The 15,653-nt window shown below is 61.5% G+C and carries 14 protein-coding genes; all 14 read left to right on the top strand.

The annotated features are described in order from the left end of the window. Positions 1 to 4 precede the first annotated feature (4 nt). The 14 genes from AB4O08_RS06495 to AB4O08_RS06430 all read left to right on the top strand — a co-directional run bounded on the left by AB4O08_RS06495 (position 5) and on the right by AB4O08_RS06430 (position 15,533). A complete protein-coding gene (locus AB4O08_RS06495; protein WP_010212648.1) occupies positions 5 to 1,627 on the top strand; it encodes a methyl-accepting chemotaxis protein in 1,623 nt (540 codons plus the stop codon). Further along, complete coding sequence (locus AB4O08_RS06490; protein WP_106118933.1) at positions 1,627 to 2,139, top strand: chemotaxis protein CheW; 513 nt, start codon at positions 1,627 to 1,629, stop codon at positions 2,137 to 2,139. The genes AB4O08_RS06495 and AB4O08_RS06490 overlap by 1 nt, the downstream gene beginning before the upstream one ends. After that, positions 2,136 to 3,395: a CheR family methyltransferase gene (locus AB4O08_RS06485; RefSeq protein ID WP_460114759.1), complete on the top strand. Its 1,260-nt coding sequence runs from the start codon at positions 2,136 to 2,138 to the stop codon at positions 3,393 to 3,395. Before AB4O08_RS06490 ends, AB4O08_RS06485 begins: the two co-directional genes overlap by 4 nt. Further along, positions 3,392 to 4,093, top strand: a complete 702-nt coding sequence (locus AB4O08_RS06480; RefSeq protein ID WP_010212644.1) for a chemotaxis protein CheW — start codon at positions 3,392 to 3,394, stop codon at positions 4,091 to 4,093. The genes AB4O08_RS06485 and AB4O08_RS06480 overlap by 4 nt, the downstream gene beginning before the upstream one ends. After that, entirely contained in the window at positions 4,090 to 6,354 is a 2,265-nt protein-coding gene (locus AB4O08_RS06475) for a hybrid sensor histidine kinase/response regulator (protein WP_010212643.1), read from the top strand. Before AB4O08_RS06480 ends, AB4O08_RS06475 begins: the two co-directional genes overlap by 4 nt. Next, positions 6,351 to 7,361: a chemotaxis response regulator protein-glutamate methylesterase gene (gene cheB / locus AB4O08_RS06470; RefSeq protein ID WP_010212641.1), complete on the top strand. Its 1,011-nt coding sequence runs from the start codon at positions 6,351 to 6,353 to the stop codon at positions 7,359 to 7,361. Before AB4O08_RS06475 ends, cheB begins: the two co-directional genes overlap by 4 nt. Before the next feature lie 51 nt (positions 7,362 to 7,412). After that, complete coding sequence (locus AB4O08_RS06465) at positions 7,413 to 8,414, top strand: response regulator (RefSeq protein WP_010212639.1); 1,002 nt, start codon at positions 7,413 to 7,415, stop codon at positions 8,412 to 8,414. 239 nt (positions 8,415 to 8,653) lie between these two features. Continuing rightward, a protein-coding gene (gene prfB / locus AB4O08_RS06460; RefSeq protein ID WP_100215725.1) for a peptide chain release factor 2 occupies positions 8,654 to 9,749 on the top strand; the annotation gives its coding sequence in 2 pieces (ribosomal slippage) (positions 8,654 to 8,725 and positions 8,727 to 9,749; 1,095 coding nt in all). An 83-nt stretch (positions 9,750 to 9,832) separates the two neighbouring features. Continuing rightward, positions 9,833 to 11,332, top strand: a complete 1,500-nt coding sequence (lysS, locus tag AB4O08_RS06455) for a lysine--tRNA ligase (RefSeq protein ID WP_044286716.1) — start codon at positions 9,833 to 9,835, stop codon at positions 11,330 to 11,332. Between the two features lie 106 nt (positions 11,333 to 11,438). Then, entirely contained in the window at positions 11,439 to 12,155 is a 717-nt protein-coding gene (locus tag AB4O08_RS06450) for a TetR/AcrR family transcriptional regulator (protein ID WP_016979842.1), read from the top strand. Positions 12,156 to 12,300: 145 nt separating this feature from the next. Next, a complete protein-coding gene (locus AB4O08_RS06445) occupies positions 12,301 to 12,849 on the top strand; it encodes a hypothetical protein (RefSeq protein ID WP_021492448.1) in 549 nt (182 codons plus the stop codon). Between the two features lie 21 nt (positions 12,850 to 12,870). Next, positions 12,871 to 14,148 (top strand): flavohemoglobin expression-modulating QEGLA motif protein, encoded by a 1,278-nt coding sequence (locus AB4O08_RS06440; protein ID WP_010212629.1) that lies wholly within the window; start codon positions 12,871 to 12,873, stop codon positions 14,146 to 14,148. 156 nt (positions 14,149 to 14,304) lie between these two features. Beyond that, a complete protein-coding gene (locus AB4O08_RS06435) occupies positions 14,305 to 15,210 on the top strand; it encodes an alpha/beta hydrolase (RefSeq protein ID WP_010212627.1) in 906 nt (301 codons plus the stop codon). Then, complete coding sequence (locus tag AB4O08_RS06430) at positions 15,207 to 15,533, top strand: hypothetical protein (RefSeq protein WP_010212625.1); 327 nt, start codon at positions 15,207 to 15,209, stop codon at positions 15,531 to 15,533. The genes AB4O08_RS06435 and AB4O08_RS06430 overlap by 4 nt, the downstream gene beginning before the upstream one ends. Positions 15,534 to 15,653 lie beyond the last annotated feature (120 nt).

The following is a 15,653-nucleotide window of genomic DNA, read 5'->3' as shown; positions in this document are numbered from 1 at the left end:
TACTGTGAAGAACTGGACCTTGCGCCAACGGATCTTGGCGAGCTTTGCGGTCATTATCGCGATCATGCTGCTGATGGTCGTGGTGTCCTACTCGCGGTTGCTGAAGATCGAAGCCAGCCAGGAAGCAGTCCGGGACGATGCGGTGCCGGGGGTCTACCTCAGTTCGATGATCCGCAGCGCCTGGGTCGATAGCTATTTGGAGACCATCGATATCATCGGCCTGCGCGACGAAAAAGACCTTACCAATTCGGATAAGTCGGACTACAAGTCCTTCGAGGCGCGTATTGCGCAGCAGATGGCCACCTATGAAAAAACCATTCATGGTCAGGCCGACCGAATGGAGTTCGATAACTTCAAGGCAGCGCATATCACCTACAACAAAGTGCTCGCGCAACTGCTGGAGCGTGTCGATGCCGGTGACCTGCCGGGTGCGCGTACGTTGCTGGAAGAGCAATTGACGCCGATCTGGGTCGAAGGGCGCATGAAGCTCAACGACATCATTACCGAAAACAAGAACGTCTCCGACCGCGCCACCGCGGCAATCGACGAGTCGGTGCTGTCGGCCAAGGTCAGCATGGCCGTGTCGTTGGTCATCGCCGTCCTCGCCGCCGGCCTGTGCGGCCTGCTGCTGATGCGCGCGATCATGGCGCCGATGCAGCGCATCGTCGACATCCTCGAAACCATGCGCGACGGCGACCTGAGCAAACGCTTGAGCCTGGAGCGCAAAGACGAGTTTGGCGCAGTGGAAACCGGCTTCAATGACATGATGACCGAGCTGACCGCCCTGGTCTCCCAGGCTCAGCGTTCGTCGGTGCAGGTCACCACCTCGGTGACCGAGATTGCCGCCACCTCCAAGCAGCAACAGGCCACCGCCACTGAAACCGCGGCCACCACCACCGAAATCGGCGCCACCTCCCGCGAGATCGCGGCCACGTCCAAGGACCTGGTACGCACCATGACCGAAGTGTCCACTGCCGCCGACCAGGCGTCGGTTGCCGCCGGTTCCGGCCAGCAAGGCCTGGCGCGCATGGAAGAAACCATGCACTCGGTCATGGGCGCCGCCGACCTGGTCAACGCCAAGCTGGCGATCCTCAATGAGAAGGCCGGCAACATCAACCAGGTGGTGGTGACTATCGTCAAGGTCGCCGACCAGACCAACCTGCTGTCGCTCAATGCCGCGATCGAGGCCGAAAAAGCCGGTGAATATGGGCGTGGCTTCGCCGTGGTGGCCACCGAAGTGCGTCGCTTGGCCGACCAGACGGCTGTCGCCACCTACGACATCGAACAAATGGTGCGCGAGATCCAGTCGGCGGTGTCCGCTGGCGTGATGGGCATGGACAAGTTCTCCGAGGAAGTGCGTCGCGGCATGTTCGAAGTGCAGCAAGTGGGCGAGCAGTTGTCGCAGATCATCCATCAGGTGCAGGCCCTGGCGCCGCGGGTGTTGATGGTCAATGAAGGCATGCAGGCCCAGGCTACGGGCGCCGAGCAGATCAACCACGCCCTGGTGCAACTGGGCGATGCCAGCAGCCAGACTGTCGAGTCCCTGCGTCAAGCCAGCTTTGCCATTGATGAGCTGAGCCAGGTCGCGGTCGGTCTGCGCAGCGGCGTGTCGCGTTTCAAAGTCTGATGAGCGACCTCGCGGCTAAAAGCGGCGCCGTCCCGGCAGCGAAGAAAGCGTTGTTTCTGGTGTTCCACATCGGCGACGAACGTTACGCCCTCAAGGCCACGGAAGTGGCCGAGGTGCTGCCGCGCCTGCCGCTCAAACCCATTGCCCATGCACCGGTATGGGTGGCGGGCATCTTTGCCCACCGCGGCACGCTGGTACCGGTCATTGACCTCAGCGCCCTGACGTTCGGCAAGCCGGCCCAGGCCCGTACCAGTACGCGCCTGGTGCTGGTCAATTACCAGCCGCAGCCTTGGGTTGAACCCCGCAGGTTGGGACTGGTCCTGGAGCAAGCCACCGACACCCTGCGTTGCGACCTGGGGGAGTTCAAGCCCTACGGCCTGGACAACCGCGAGGCGCCGTACCTGGGGCTGGTGCGTGAAGATGCCTTGGGCTTGATGCAATGGATTGGCGTCAACGAACTGCTCACTGATGACGTGCGCGCCTTGCTGTTTTCTGCCGAGCTGAGCCTATGAGCAGCGATCCGCGTTTCTTTGCCTTCCTCAAAGAGCGCATCGGCCTGGATGTCGCGTCGGTCGGCGAAGCCATCATCCAGCGTGCGGTGCGCCAACGCAGCCAGGCCGTTAATGCGCAAACGACCGGTGAGTACTGGCAGCACCTGCAAAGCTCCGAGGATGAGCAACAGGCGCTGATCGAAGCGGTGATCGTTCCGGAAACCTGGTTTTTCCGTTATCCCGAATCGTTCGCGACCCTGGCCCGTCTGGCCAAGGCGCGACTTGCCGAGATCAAGCAGATGCGCGCCCTGCGCATCCTCAGCCTGCCATGCTCTACCGGTGAAGAACCGTATTCGATTGCCATGGCCTTGCTGGATGCTGGCCTGGCGCCGCACCAGTTCAAGGTGCTGGGCCTGGATGTCAGCCCGCTGTCGGTAGAGCGCGCGCGGCGCGGGGTGTATGGCAGAAATTCTTTCCGTGGTGGCGATATTGCCTTTCGCGACCGCCATTTCACCGAGTATGACGACGGTTACCACATTGCCGAGCGCGTGCGCGAGCAGGTGCGCCTGCAAGTGGGCAATCTGCTCGATCCTGGCCTGCTGGCGAATGAGGCGAGCTATGACTTCGTGTTCTGTCGCAACCTGCTGATCTACTTCGACCAACCGACCCAGAAGCAAGTGTTCGATGTGCTCAAGGGCCTGACGCACGTGGACGGCGTGCTGTTCATCGGCCCGGCCGAGGGCAGCCTGCTGGGGCGTCATGGCATGCGTTCGATTGGGGTGCCGCAGTCCTTTGCGTTCAGTCGGCATGCCGAGCCGGTCAAGCCGGAACCCGTGTTTGTGCCGATCGCCGCGCCCATCCCGCCAAGCAGTGCGGCTCCGATTCCGACCAAGCCTCGGCCGTTCAGCACGGCCAGGGCCCAGGTGGTGCCGATCAAGGCGCCGCACACCGACGCGGGTGACCTGCTCGGTCGCATCGCCACCCTGGCCAATGAAGGCAAGAGTGCCGAAGCCCGTGCCGCGTGCGAACAGTATTTGAGCAATCACCCGCCGGCCGCCCAGGTGTTCTACTGGCTCGGGTTGCTCAGCGACGTGGCCGGCAGCGCCCTGGAAGCCCAGGGCTATTATCGAAAAGCCTTGTACCTGGAACCCCAGCACCCGCAGGCCTTGATGCACTTGGCGGCATTGCTCGAATCCCAGGGCGACAGTGCGGGAGCGCGCCGCTTGCAGGCGCGGGCCGCCCGTAGCGAGCGAGCTGACAGTGAGTCCAAACGATGAGTAACACCGACGCGCTCGACACCGGGGGCCTGGACCTGACCCTGGCCGACACCCAAGCCATCGATGACTGCTGGAACCGCATCGGCATCCATGGCGACAAATCCTGCCCGCTGCTGGCGGACCATATCCATTGCCGCAACTGCTCGGTGTACTCGGCGGCGGCCACGCGTTTGCTGGATCGCTACGCCTTGCAGCAGGACGCGCATCGCCCGCATGCCGCTGTCGAGTTGGGTGAAGACGTGGTCACCCGTTCGTTGCTGATATTCCGTCTCGGCGAAGAATGGCTGGGCATCGCCACGCGTTGCCTGGTGGAAGTGGCGCCGCTGCAACCGATCCATTCCCTGCCGCACCAACGCTCGCGCGCCTTGCTTGGCGTGGCCAACGTGCGCGGCGCGCTGGTGGCGTGCCTGTCGTTGGTGGAACTGTTGGGCCTGGACGTGACCAGCAACGGCGCCAGCGGTGGGCGCATCATGCCGCGCATGTTGATCATTGCGGCAGAGGATGGCCCGGTGGTGGTGCCAGTGGATGAAGTCGACGGTATCCACGCCATCGATGAGCGCACCTTGAAGGCGGCTTCGGCCTCCGGCCCTCAGGCCAGCGCACGCTACACCCAAGGCGTGTTGCAGTGGAAAGGCCGCAGCCTGCGTTGGCTGGACGAGGCGCAATTGTTGTCCGCCGTGACCCGGAGCCTCACATGACCCCCGACCAGATGCGCGATGCCTCGCTGCTGGAACTGTTCAGCCTGGAAGCCGACGCGCAGACCCAGGTACTGAGCGCGGGCCTGCTGGCCCTGGAGCGCAACCCCACCCAGGCCGACCAGCTCGAAGCCTGCATGCGCGCCGCCCACTCGCTCAAGGGCGCGGCGCGTATCGTCGGGGTAGACGCCGGGGTCAGCGTCTCCCATGTCATGGAAGATTGCCTGGTCAGTGCCCAGGAAAGCCGCCTGTACCTGCAACCTGAACATATTGACGCGTTGTTGCAAGGCACCGACCTGCTGATGCGCATCGCCACGCCCGGCAATAATGTGGGGCCGGCCGATATCGAAGCCTATGTGGCGTTGATGGAGCGCCTGTTGGACCCGTCCCAGGCGCCGGTCAAGGCGCCGCCGCCGGAGCCTGTGCCTGTCGTTGAAGCACTGCCGCCGGAGCCTGAGCCCGCGCCGCCGGTGGTCGCCGAGCCGCCGCGTCACAACAAACGCATGACCGAAGGCGGCGAGCGCGTGCTGCGTGTGACGGCCGAGCGCTTGAACAGTCTGCTGGATCTGTCGAGCAAATCCCTGGTGGAAACCCAGCGGCTCAAACCGTACCTGGCTAGCCTGCAGCGCCTCAAACGCATTCAAAGCCAGAGCGTAAGGGCCCTGGACACGCTGGACGGGCAACTCAAGACTGAGAATTTGAACCTCGAAGCTCAAGAGGCCCTGGCCGATACGCGTCGCCTGCTCAGCGAAGCCCAGGCCTTGTTGGCGGAAAAGACCGCCGAACTGGATGAATTCGGCTGGCAGGCCGGGCAGCGCGCCCAGGTGTTGTATGACACCGCGCTGGCCTGCCGCATGCGTCCGTTTGCCGATGTGCTGGCCGGTCAGGTGCGCATGGTGCGTGACCTGGGCCGCAGCCTCGGCAAGCAGGTACGCCTGGAGATCGAGGGTGACAAGACCCAGGTCGACCGTGACGTGCTGGAAAAACTTGAAGCGCCGCTCACGCATTTATTGCGCAATGCCGTCGACCACGGCATCGAAATGCCCGAACAACGCCTGCTCGCAGGCAAGCCGGCTGAAGGCCTGATCCGCCTGCGCGCGTCCCATCAGGCCGGTCTGCTGGTGCTGGAATTGAGCGATGACGGTAATGGCGTCGACCTGGAACGCCTGCGCGGCACCATCGTCGACCGGCATCTGTCGCCGCTGGAAACGGCCCAGCGCCTGAGCGAAGAAGAGTTGCTGACGTTCCTGTTCTTGCCGGGGTTCAGCCTGCGCGACAAGGTCACCGAGGTGTCCGGGCGCGGCGTCGGCCTGGATGCGGTGCAGCATATGGTCCGTCAGCTGCGCGGTGCGGTGGTGTTGGAGCAGACGGCAGGGCAGGGCAGTCGTTTCCACCTGGAAGTACCCTTGACCCTGTCGGTGGTGCGCAGCCTGGTGGTGGAAGTCGGCGAAGAAGCCTACGCGTTCCCTCTGGCTCACATCGAGCGCATGTGCGACCTGGCGCCGGACGACATCGTGCAACTGGAAGGTCGCCAGCATTTCTGGCACGAGGGCCGGCATGTTGGCCTGGTTGCCGCCAGCCAGTTGTTGCAGCGCCCGACGGGGCAGAACCCGTCGGACACTTTGAAAGTCGTGGTGATCCGCGAGCGCGATGCTGTGTACGGGATTGCCGTGGAGCGCTTTATCGGCGAGCGTACCCTGGTGGTCTTGCCGCTGGATGATCGCCTGGGCAAGGTCCAGGATATTTCCGCCGGCGCGTTGCTGGATGACGGCTCGGTGGTGTTGATCGTCGACGTTGAAGACATGCTGCGTTCGGTGGACAAGCTGTTGAACACCGGCCGATTGGAACGGATTGCTCGGCGCAGCCAACAAAGCACCGAGGCTCCGCGTAAACGGGTGTTGGTGGTGGATGACTCACTGACCGTGCGCGAGCTGCAACGCAAATTGTTACTTAATCGTGGTTATGAAGTGGCCGTGGCGGTCGATGGCATGGACGGCTGGAACGCCCTGCGCTCCGAAGACTTTGACCTGTTGATCACTGATATTGATATGCCTCGTATGGACGGTATTGAATTGGTCACACTCTTGCGCCGTGACAGTCGCCTGCAATCGTTGCCGGTGATGGTGGTGTCCTACAAGGATCGCGAAGAAGACCGACGCCGTGGACTGGACGCCGGCGCCGACTATTATTTAGCCAAAGCCAGTTTTCATGATGACGCCCTGTTGGACGCCGTGATGGAACTGATCGGAGGCGCGCGGGCATGAGGATTGCGATCGTCAATGACATGCCCCTGGCGGTGGAGGCCTTGCGCCGCGCCTTGAGCTTCGAGCCCGCGCATCAAGTTGTCTGGGTGGCCGCCAATGGCCTGGAAGCGGTGCAGCGCTGCGCTGAACTGACGCCGGACCTGATCCTGATGGACCTGATCATGCCGGTGATGGACGGCGTGGAAGCCACCCGCCAGATCATGGCCCAGACCCCGTGCGCCATCCTTATCGTCACCGTCGACCGCCAGGCCAACGTGAGCCGAGTGTTCGAAGCCATGGGCCACGGCGCCCTCGACGTAGTGGACACCCCGACCCTGGGCGTGGGCAACCCCAAGGATGCGGCGGCGCCGCTGTTGCGCAAGATCCTCAACATCGGCTGGCTGATCGGTCAGCGCGGCAGCCGCGTGCGTGCGGAAGCTCTGGCCCCGCGCATCACCGGCAAACGCCAGAGCCTGGTGGCCATCGGGTCCTCTGCGGGCGGCCCGGCCGCCCTGGAAATCCTGCTCAAGGGCTTGCCCCGTGACTTTCCCGCGGCCATCGTGCTGGTGCAGCATGTCGACCAGGTGTTCGCTGCCGGCATGGCCGAGTGGCTGAGCAGCGCCTCCGGCTTGCCAGTGCGCCTGGCCCGCGAAGGTGAGCCACCGCAAAGCGGCGTGGTGCTGCTGGCCGGCACCAACCACCACATTCGTTTATTGAAGAACGGCACGCTAGCCTATACCGCAGAGCCGGTGAACGAGATTTACCGGCCTTCGATCGACGTGTTTTTCGAAAGCGTGGCCAGCCACTGGAATGGCGATGCCGTCGGCGTACTGTTGACCGGCATGGGGCGCGACGGGGCCCAGGGCCTCAAGTTACTGCGTGAACAAGGTTATTTGACCATCGCCCAGGATCAGCAAAGCTCGGCGGTGTATGGCATGCCCAAAGCGGCGGCGGCGATTGATGCTGCTGTTGAAATTCGCCCACTGGATAGAATTGCGCCCCGACTGCTGGAGGTATTCGCCAAATGAACACGACCTCCCGCAGCACCGGCTTGCCGGCAGTAATTCAGGTGACTGCACATGAATGATTTACAGATCGACGACATCAAGACCGACGAAAATGCTGCCATGGTGTTGCTGGTCGACGACCAGGCCATGATCGGCGAAGCCGTGCGGCGTGGCCTGGCTCATGAAGAAAACATCGACTTTCACTTCTGCGCCGACCCGCACCAGGCGATTGCCCAGGCGATCCGCATCAAACCGACCGTTATCCTGCAGGATCTGGTGATGCCGGGCCTCGACGGCCTGACCCTGGTGCGTGAATACCGCAATCACCCGGCCACGCAGAACATCCCGATCATCGTGCTTTCCACCAAGGAGGACCCGCTGATCAAGAGCGCGGCGTTCTCGGCGGGTGCCAACGACTACCTGGTCAAGCTGCCGGACAATATCGAACTGGTGGCGCGGATCCGCTATCACTCGCGCTCGTACATGACCTTGTTGCAACGGGATGCAGCCTATCGCGCGCTGCGGGTCAGCCAGCAACAGTTGCTGGACACTAACCTGGTGCTGCAGCGGTTGATGAACTCCGATGGTCTTACCGGGCTGTCCAACCGGCGTCATTTCGATGAATACCTGGAACTGGAATGGCGCCGTGCCATGCGTGACCAGACTCAATTGTCGCTGCTGATGATCGACGTGGACTTCTTCAAGACCTACAACGACAGCTTTGGGCATGTCGAAGGTGACGAGGCCTTGCGCAAGGTTGCCGCCGCCATCCGCGAAGCCAGCAGCCGCCCCTCGGACCTGCCGGCGCGCTACGGCGGTGAAGAGTTTGCTCTGGTGCTGCCGAATACCTCGCCGGGCGGTGCTCGGTTGGTAGCCGAAAAGCTGCGCATGGCGGTTGCCGCGCTGAAAATCCCGCATAACGCACCGACCGAGGGCTCAAGTCTGACCATCAGCATTGGGCTCTCGACCCTGACGCCGGTGCAGGGCACGGACTGTCGTCAATTGATCATGGCGGCGGATAAGGGGTTGTATACGGCCAAGCATAATGGGCGCAATCAGGTGGGGATCGAGTGACCTGAAGGCACTGGACATCTAAATGTGGGAGCGGGCTTGCTCGCGAATGCGCTGGGTCGGTTGATATATCTGTGACTGAACCGCCGCATTCGCAAGCAAGCCGGCTCCCACATTTGATCCGTATCGTTCTACGGATCGTGTACAAACCCCACGCCTTTTCGCCAAGCGGACTGCCGTTCCCCCCCATTTGCCGTTATACTCGCCGGCTTTCAAAAGTTCGCCAACGAGTGCTGCCCGCCATGGAAATCAACCCGATCCTTAACACCATCAAGGACCTGTCCGAGCGCTCCGAAACTATTCGGGGGTATCTTTGACTACGATCAAAAGCATGAGCGTCTGACCGAAGTCAATCGCGAGCTTGAAGATCCTGCTGTCTGGAACAAACCTGAATACGCCCAGGAACTGGGTCGCGAGCGCGCTGCGCTGGCGCAGATCGTCGACACCCTCGACGAACTGAACACCGGCCTGGCCGATTGCCGTGACCTGCTGGACATGGCCGTCGAAGAAAACGACGAAGGCGCAGTGGGCGATGTCGTCGCCGAGCTGGCCCGTCTCGAGGAAAACCTCGCCAAACTCGAATTCCGCCGCATGTTCAGCCACGAGATGGACCCGAACAACGCCTACCTCGACATCCAGGCCGGTTCCGGCGGCACCGAGGCCCAGGACTGGGCCAACATCCTGTTGCGCATGTACCTGCGCTGGGCGGACAAACGCGGTTTCGAAGCGACCATCATGGAACTGTCCGCCGGTGAAGTCGCCGGTATCAAGGGCGCGACCGTGCACATCAAGGGTGAATACGCCTTTGGCTGGTTGCGCACCGAGATTGGCGTGCACCGCCTGGTGCGCAAGAGTCCGTTCGACTCCGGCAACCGTCGTCACACTTCGTTCTCTGCGGTGTTCGTCTCCCCAGAGATCGACGACAAGGTCGAGATCGAAATCAACCCGGCCGACCTGCGCATCGACACCTACCGTTCCTCCGGTGCCGGTGGTCAGCACGTAAACACCACCGACTCGGCCGTACGTATTACCCACGTACCGACCAACACCGTGGTCAGCTGCCAGAACGAACGTTCCCAGCATGCCAACAAGGACACCGCCATGAAAATGCTGCGGGCCAAGTTGTACGAGCAGGAAATGCAGAAACGCAATGCCGCGTCCCAAGCGCTCGAAGACACCAAGTCGGATATCGGCTGGGGTCACCAGATCCGCTCTTATGTGCTCGATGCGTCGCGGATCAAGGATCTGCGCACTAACATCGAACGCAGTGACTGTGACAAGGTGCTCGACGGTGATATCGACGAATACCTGGAAGCCAGCCTGAAATCCGGCCTGTAACACCCTATGTGGGAGCGGGCTTGCCCGCGATCCCCAGGCCGCAGGCCTGGGGGCAACGAACCTGTGATGGAAAATTTAAAGACATGAGCGACCAACAACTCGACCAGGCCCTGCAACAGGAAGAAAACTCCCTGATCGCCCTGCGCAAGGAAAAGCTTGCTGCCGAGCGCGCCAAGGGCAATGCCTTCCCCAACGACTTCCGTCGCGAAAACTACTGCGATGCCTTGCAGAAACAGTACGCGGACAAGACCAAGGAAGAGCTGGCAGAGGCTGCGATCCCGGTCAAGGTGGCAGGTCGCATCATGCTCAACCGTGGCTCGTTCATGGTGATCCAGGACATGACCGGTCGTATCCAGGTCTACGTCAACCGCAAGACCTTGCCTGAAGAAACCCTGGCCTCGGTGAAAACCTGGGACATGGGCGACATCATCGCCGCCGAAGGCACCCTGGCCCGTTCCGGCAAGGGCGACCTGTACGTCGAGATGACCCACGTGCGCCTGCTGACCAAGTCGCTGCGCCCGCTGCCGGACAAGCACCACGGCCTGACCGACACCGAGCAGCGCTACCGCCAGCGCTACGTTGACCTGATCGTCAACGAAGAAGTGCGCCACACGTTCCGTGTGCGTTCGCAGGTGATCGCGCACATCCGTACCTTCTTGATGCAACGCGACTTCCTGGAAGTGGAAACCCCGATGCTGCAAACCATCCCCGGTGGTGCCGCAGCCAAGCCGTTCGAAACTCACCACAACGCACTGGACATGGAAATGTTCCTGCGTATCGCGCCGGAGCTGTACCTCAAGCGCCTCGTTGTTGGCGGCTTCGAAAAAGTGTTCGAGATCAACCGCAACTTCCGTAACGAAGGCGTTTCGACGCGTCACAACCCAGAATTCACCATGTTGGAGTTCTACCAGGCCTACGCCGACTACGAAGACAACATGGACCTGACCGAAGAACTGTTCCGCGAGCTGGCGCAGCTGGTCCTGGGCAGCACCGACGTGCCGTATGGCGACAAGGTGTTCCATTTTGGCGAGCCGTTCGTGCGCCTGTCGGTATTCGACTCGATCCTCAAGTACAACCCTGAGCTGACCGCCGACGACCTGAACGACATCGACAAGGCCCGTGCGATCGCCAAGAAAGCCGGTGCCAAGGTGCTGGGCTTCGAAGGCCTGGGCAAACTGCAGGTGATGATTTTCGAGGAGCTGGTGGAGCACAAGCTGGAACAGCCGCACTTCATTACCCAGTACCCGTTCGAAGTGTCGCCGCTGGCCCGTCGCAACGACGAGAACCCGAACGTCACCGATCGTTTCGAACTGTTCATCGGTGGTCGCGAGATCGCCAACGCCTACTCCGAGCTTAACGACGCGGAAGACCAGGCCGAGCGTTTCATGGCCCAGGTGGCCGACAAGGACGCCGGCGACGACGAAGCCATGCACTACGACGCTGACTTCGTCCGCGCCCTGGAATACGGCATGCCGCCAACGGCCGGTGAAGGTATCGGCATCGACCGTCTGGTGATGCTGTTGACCAACTCGCCGTCGATCCGCGACGTGATCTTGTTCCCGCACATGCGGCCGCAAGCGTAACCGAAGCGAAATCCGAAGCCGCCTTTTATAAGGCGGCTTTTTTATGTGGCGTCAATAAGCGTCAAGCAAACAGCGCCAGGTTTTGATCTATTCAAGGATGTGAGTCGTGAACCGCGTAACCGCTCAAGAAGGCGCCGCCGGCATTGCCGCTGCCGTGGCTGAAAGCGTCCAGTACCAAGGCCGCAAGGCCAGCCGTCGGGGTAGCGAGCAACGCAGGCAAGACATTCTCGATGCAGCCATGCGCATCGTAGTGCGCGATGGCGTGCGCGCCGTGCGCCATCGCGCGGTGGCGGCGGAGGCGGGGGTGCCCTTGTCGGCCACCACCTACTATTTCAAGGACATCGACGATCTGCTCACCGACACCTTCGCCCAATACGTCGAGCGCAGTGCAGCGTTCATGGGCAAACTGTGGGTGCGTAACGAAGGCCTTTTGCGCGAGATGGTCGCCTATGGCGATGGCAGCCCGCAGTCACGCTCGCAACTGGCCGATGACATTGCGCGGCTGACCGCCGATTACGTCTTGCGGCAACTGACCAACCGTCGTGAACACCTGATGGCCGAGCAGGCGTTCCGTCAGGAAGCCTTGCTCAACCCGCGCCTGGCCGAGTTGGTGCGTTCCCACCAGCAGATTCTGTTGCAAGGCACCGGGCAGTTTTTCCAGGTGTTGGGCTCCCGCGAGCCACAACAGGATGCCAAAGTGTTGACGGCGATAATCAGTCGGATGGAATATCAGGGCCTGCTGGGCGGCGCAGAGCCTCTGACCGGTGAAGAAATGCTTGAGATCCTCAAGCGTTACATGCATTTGGTCTTGGCCTCGGTGTAGTCATTTACGGAACGTGCTTTATGTGGGAGCGGGCTTGCTCGCGAATGCGCAGTGTCAGTCGATACACATTTGGCTGAGCCACCGCTTTCGCGAGCAAGCCCGCTCCCACACAAAACGGTTCCACCCATACCCCGTGGAGTACTCGATGAAAGCCTGGCGAATCGCGGTAATTGCCTTGTCATTCCTGCTGCTCAGCGGCTGCCTGGTGACCTTCAAGGACCCGATGCCGGCCCGTGAAGCCGCACCCGCGGGCTTGCTGGGGAAATGGTCGAGCAAAAACGCCTGGGGCGAGCCGCTCAACCTGCGAATCACGCGCGTCGGTGAACACCGTTATAAAGCCGTGAGCTACCCTACAGCCAAGCCGAACCAGCGTGATGAGTACTTGTTTACTGTGTCCCGGCATGGCAACCGCTGGTACTTGTCGGCGCCGCTGCCGGCCAAGCTCGGCGGGCATTTCATCCTTGCGGGCTTCGAAATCAACGAAAAGCATGAATTGGTGGTCTACAACCTCGACCTGGAGCAGATCCATCAAGCCATAGGCCAAAAGGCGTTACAGGGCAGCACGGTGGAAACCGTCGAAGGGCCCGGGGTGCTGGTCGACGGCCCGCTGGACCAGGTGTTTGCCTACCTGGATGACCCGGCCAACGCCGATGTATTCGTGGAAGCCGTGCGCTACCAGCGTGCGGGCAAATAACGTTTAAAGAGGAAGCACCGGGTGGACGATTACCAGCAGACGATACGCACCTTGTCTGATCGCATTGTGCTGGCGCAAACACCGATTCGCGTCCTCGACGCCGTGAAGTGGGACGAGAACATTCGCCAGGGGTTCCTCAAGGCCAAGGGCAAGGAAATGCCGGCGGTCAGCCGCGACTACTACCTCAACCGGCCGCTGTCGTTCGATTCCAGCGCGGTGAAGCTGGAGTTCCAGAACATCGAGCGCGACATCACCCGTCGTCTCGGCCAGTTCAGTCCGGTGGGGCAGATCATGCGCCGCATGTGCAAGGAATACCGCATGGTGGTGCGCATGCTCGAAGCACGCGGCACCGAGGATTTCGGCCTGATTTCACAAGAGCTTTATGGCGCTGCTTCCGATGCGTTCCACGCGGGTGACCCGACCCTGGCCGATCTGGGCCTGATGCTTTCGGACTATCTGAACAACATCGATGGCCGTGGGGACTTGAAGGATGAGGCCAAGACCCTCACCGCCAAGGACGCCGTGGCCCTGCTGCAAACCCGCCTGAACAAGGTGTTCGGCGAGGCCGAAGAGACTATTCGCGTGTTTGAGTCCGACGGTATCGTCGCCGACGCGGCGGCGGGTGCGGACTACATCAAGATCCGCGCCGATGCGATGTTCAACGACCGCGACGTACGCGCCCTGGAAGTGCATGAAGGCCTGGTGCACGTGGGCACCACGTTGAATGGCCAGAACCAGCCGATCTGCACGTTCCTGTCCAAAGGCCCGCCGTCGTCTACCGTGACCCAGGAAGGCCTGGCGATCCTGATGGAAATCATCACCTTCGCCTCCTACCCGAGCCGTCTGCGCAAGCTGACCAACCGCACCCGCGCTATCCACATGGTGGAAGAGGGGGCCGACTTCCTGCAGGTGTTCGAGTTCTTCCGCGAGCAAGGCTTTGAGATGGCCGAAAGTTACGGCAACGCCAGTCGGGTTTTCCGAGGTTCAGTGCCGACTGGTCTGCCGTTTACCAAGGACCTGTCCTACCTCAAGGGCTTCATCATGGTCTACAACTACATCCAGCTCGCCGTGCGCAAAGGCAAGCTGGAACAAGTGCCGCTGCTGTTCTGCGGCAAGACCACCCTGGAAGACATGCGTACCCTGCGCCAACTGGTGGACGAAGGCCTGGTGGTGCCGCCCAAGTACCTGCCAGAGCAGTTCCGCGACATGAACGCACTGGCGGCGTGGATGTGCTTCTCCAACTTCCTCAACCATTTGAGCCTGGATCGGATCGAGGCGGATTACTCGAATATCCTTTGACGAAACCGGATCGACTGGTGGGAGCGGGCTTGCTCGCGAAAGCGGAACATCAGATATACATAAGTTGACTGACACACGGCTTTCGCGAGCAAGCCCGCTCCCACCTTTGAATCGCTGAAAGATTTAAAATTTCGAATAATAGCGAGGCTTCAACGGATGAGAATCCTCGGCATTTTGTGCCTGCTACTCACATTGAACGGCTGCAGCTCATTGCTGTTCTACCCCGAACCCGGCCTGCCGTTCACGCCGGAAAAAGCACACCTGCAGTACCGTGATGTCACCTTGACCAGCGCCGACGGCGTGAAGCTCCACGCCTGGTGGTTGCCGGCCAAGCCCGGTGTGCCGCTCAAGGGCACGGTGCTGCATTTGCATGGTAACGGCGGCAACCTAGCCTGGCATCTGGGCGGCAGTTGGTGGCTGCCAGAGCAGGGTTACCAAGTGCTGCTACTGGACTATCGAGGCTACGGCTTGTCGGAAGGCAAACCCTCGCTGCCAGCGATCTACCAGGATGTGGATGCGGCCTTCAGCTGGATCGACAAGGCGCCTGAAACCCAGGGCCAGCCGCTGATCGTCCTCGGTCAAAGCCTGGGCGGGGCGCTGGCGGTGCACTACCTGGCCGCTCACCCGGAGCGCCAATCCCAGCTCAAAGCCCTGGTGCTGGACGGCGTGCCTGCCAGTTATCGTGACGTAGGACAATTCGCCCTGAGCACCTCCTGGTTAACATGGCCATTGCAGGTGCCCCTGTCCTGGCTGGTGCCGGATGCTGACAGTGCAATCCATGCCATGCCCCGGCTCACTGGCGTGCCCAAGCTGCTGTTTCATAGCCTGGATGACCCGATCGTGCCGGTGGCAAATGGCATCCGCCTGTACCAGGCCGCACCGCCGCCACGGGTGTTGCAGTTGACCCGGGGCGGGCATGTGCAGACTTTTGCCGACAAGACCTGGCAAACCGTGATGCTGCGCTACCTGGATGACCCGCAACACTTCAACGGCCTGCGCCGCCTGGGCGAAATTCCGAACTACCCCATTCCTAAAGTTGATTCATCAGAGAGCCCGCAATGAGCGAAGAACGCAACATGATCCCGCTGATCCTCACCGGCATTGGCACCATCATCGGCACCGTCGGTTGCCTGTGGTTCTACGGTTACCTGCACTTCGCCAAGCCGGAAGACGCCCTGCTGCTCAGCGATTTCACCATGCTCAAAACGGTGCCAGGCGAGGACTACAAGATCTCCTTGACCCCGGCCGCGCAAGTGGCGCAGTGCGTGGATGGCGTGCTGGTGATGTTCGACACCGAGCAGAAAGGCCTCAGCGGTGTGCTGGTGAACAACAAGAAGCAGGCCGTGCGTTGCATGGGGCAGGAAACCCCGCAATTACAGGAGTGAACGCTGTTTTTCCCACTGTGGGAAAGCTCCGTTTTGAGTACCGACTAATGATTTAACGCATGCCAGGCGCTCGGCCGACCGGAACCGGCCGGGTGCGCTCACCACAGATCATGGACTGAT

This window comes from Pseudomonas sp. H3_E07 (assembly GCF_054668895.1).
Note: the sequence above shows the minus strand (reverse complement) of the source record. Positions and strands in the feature narration are given on the sequence as shown.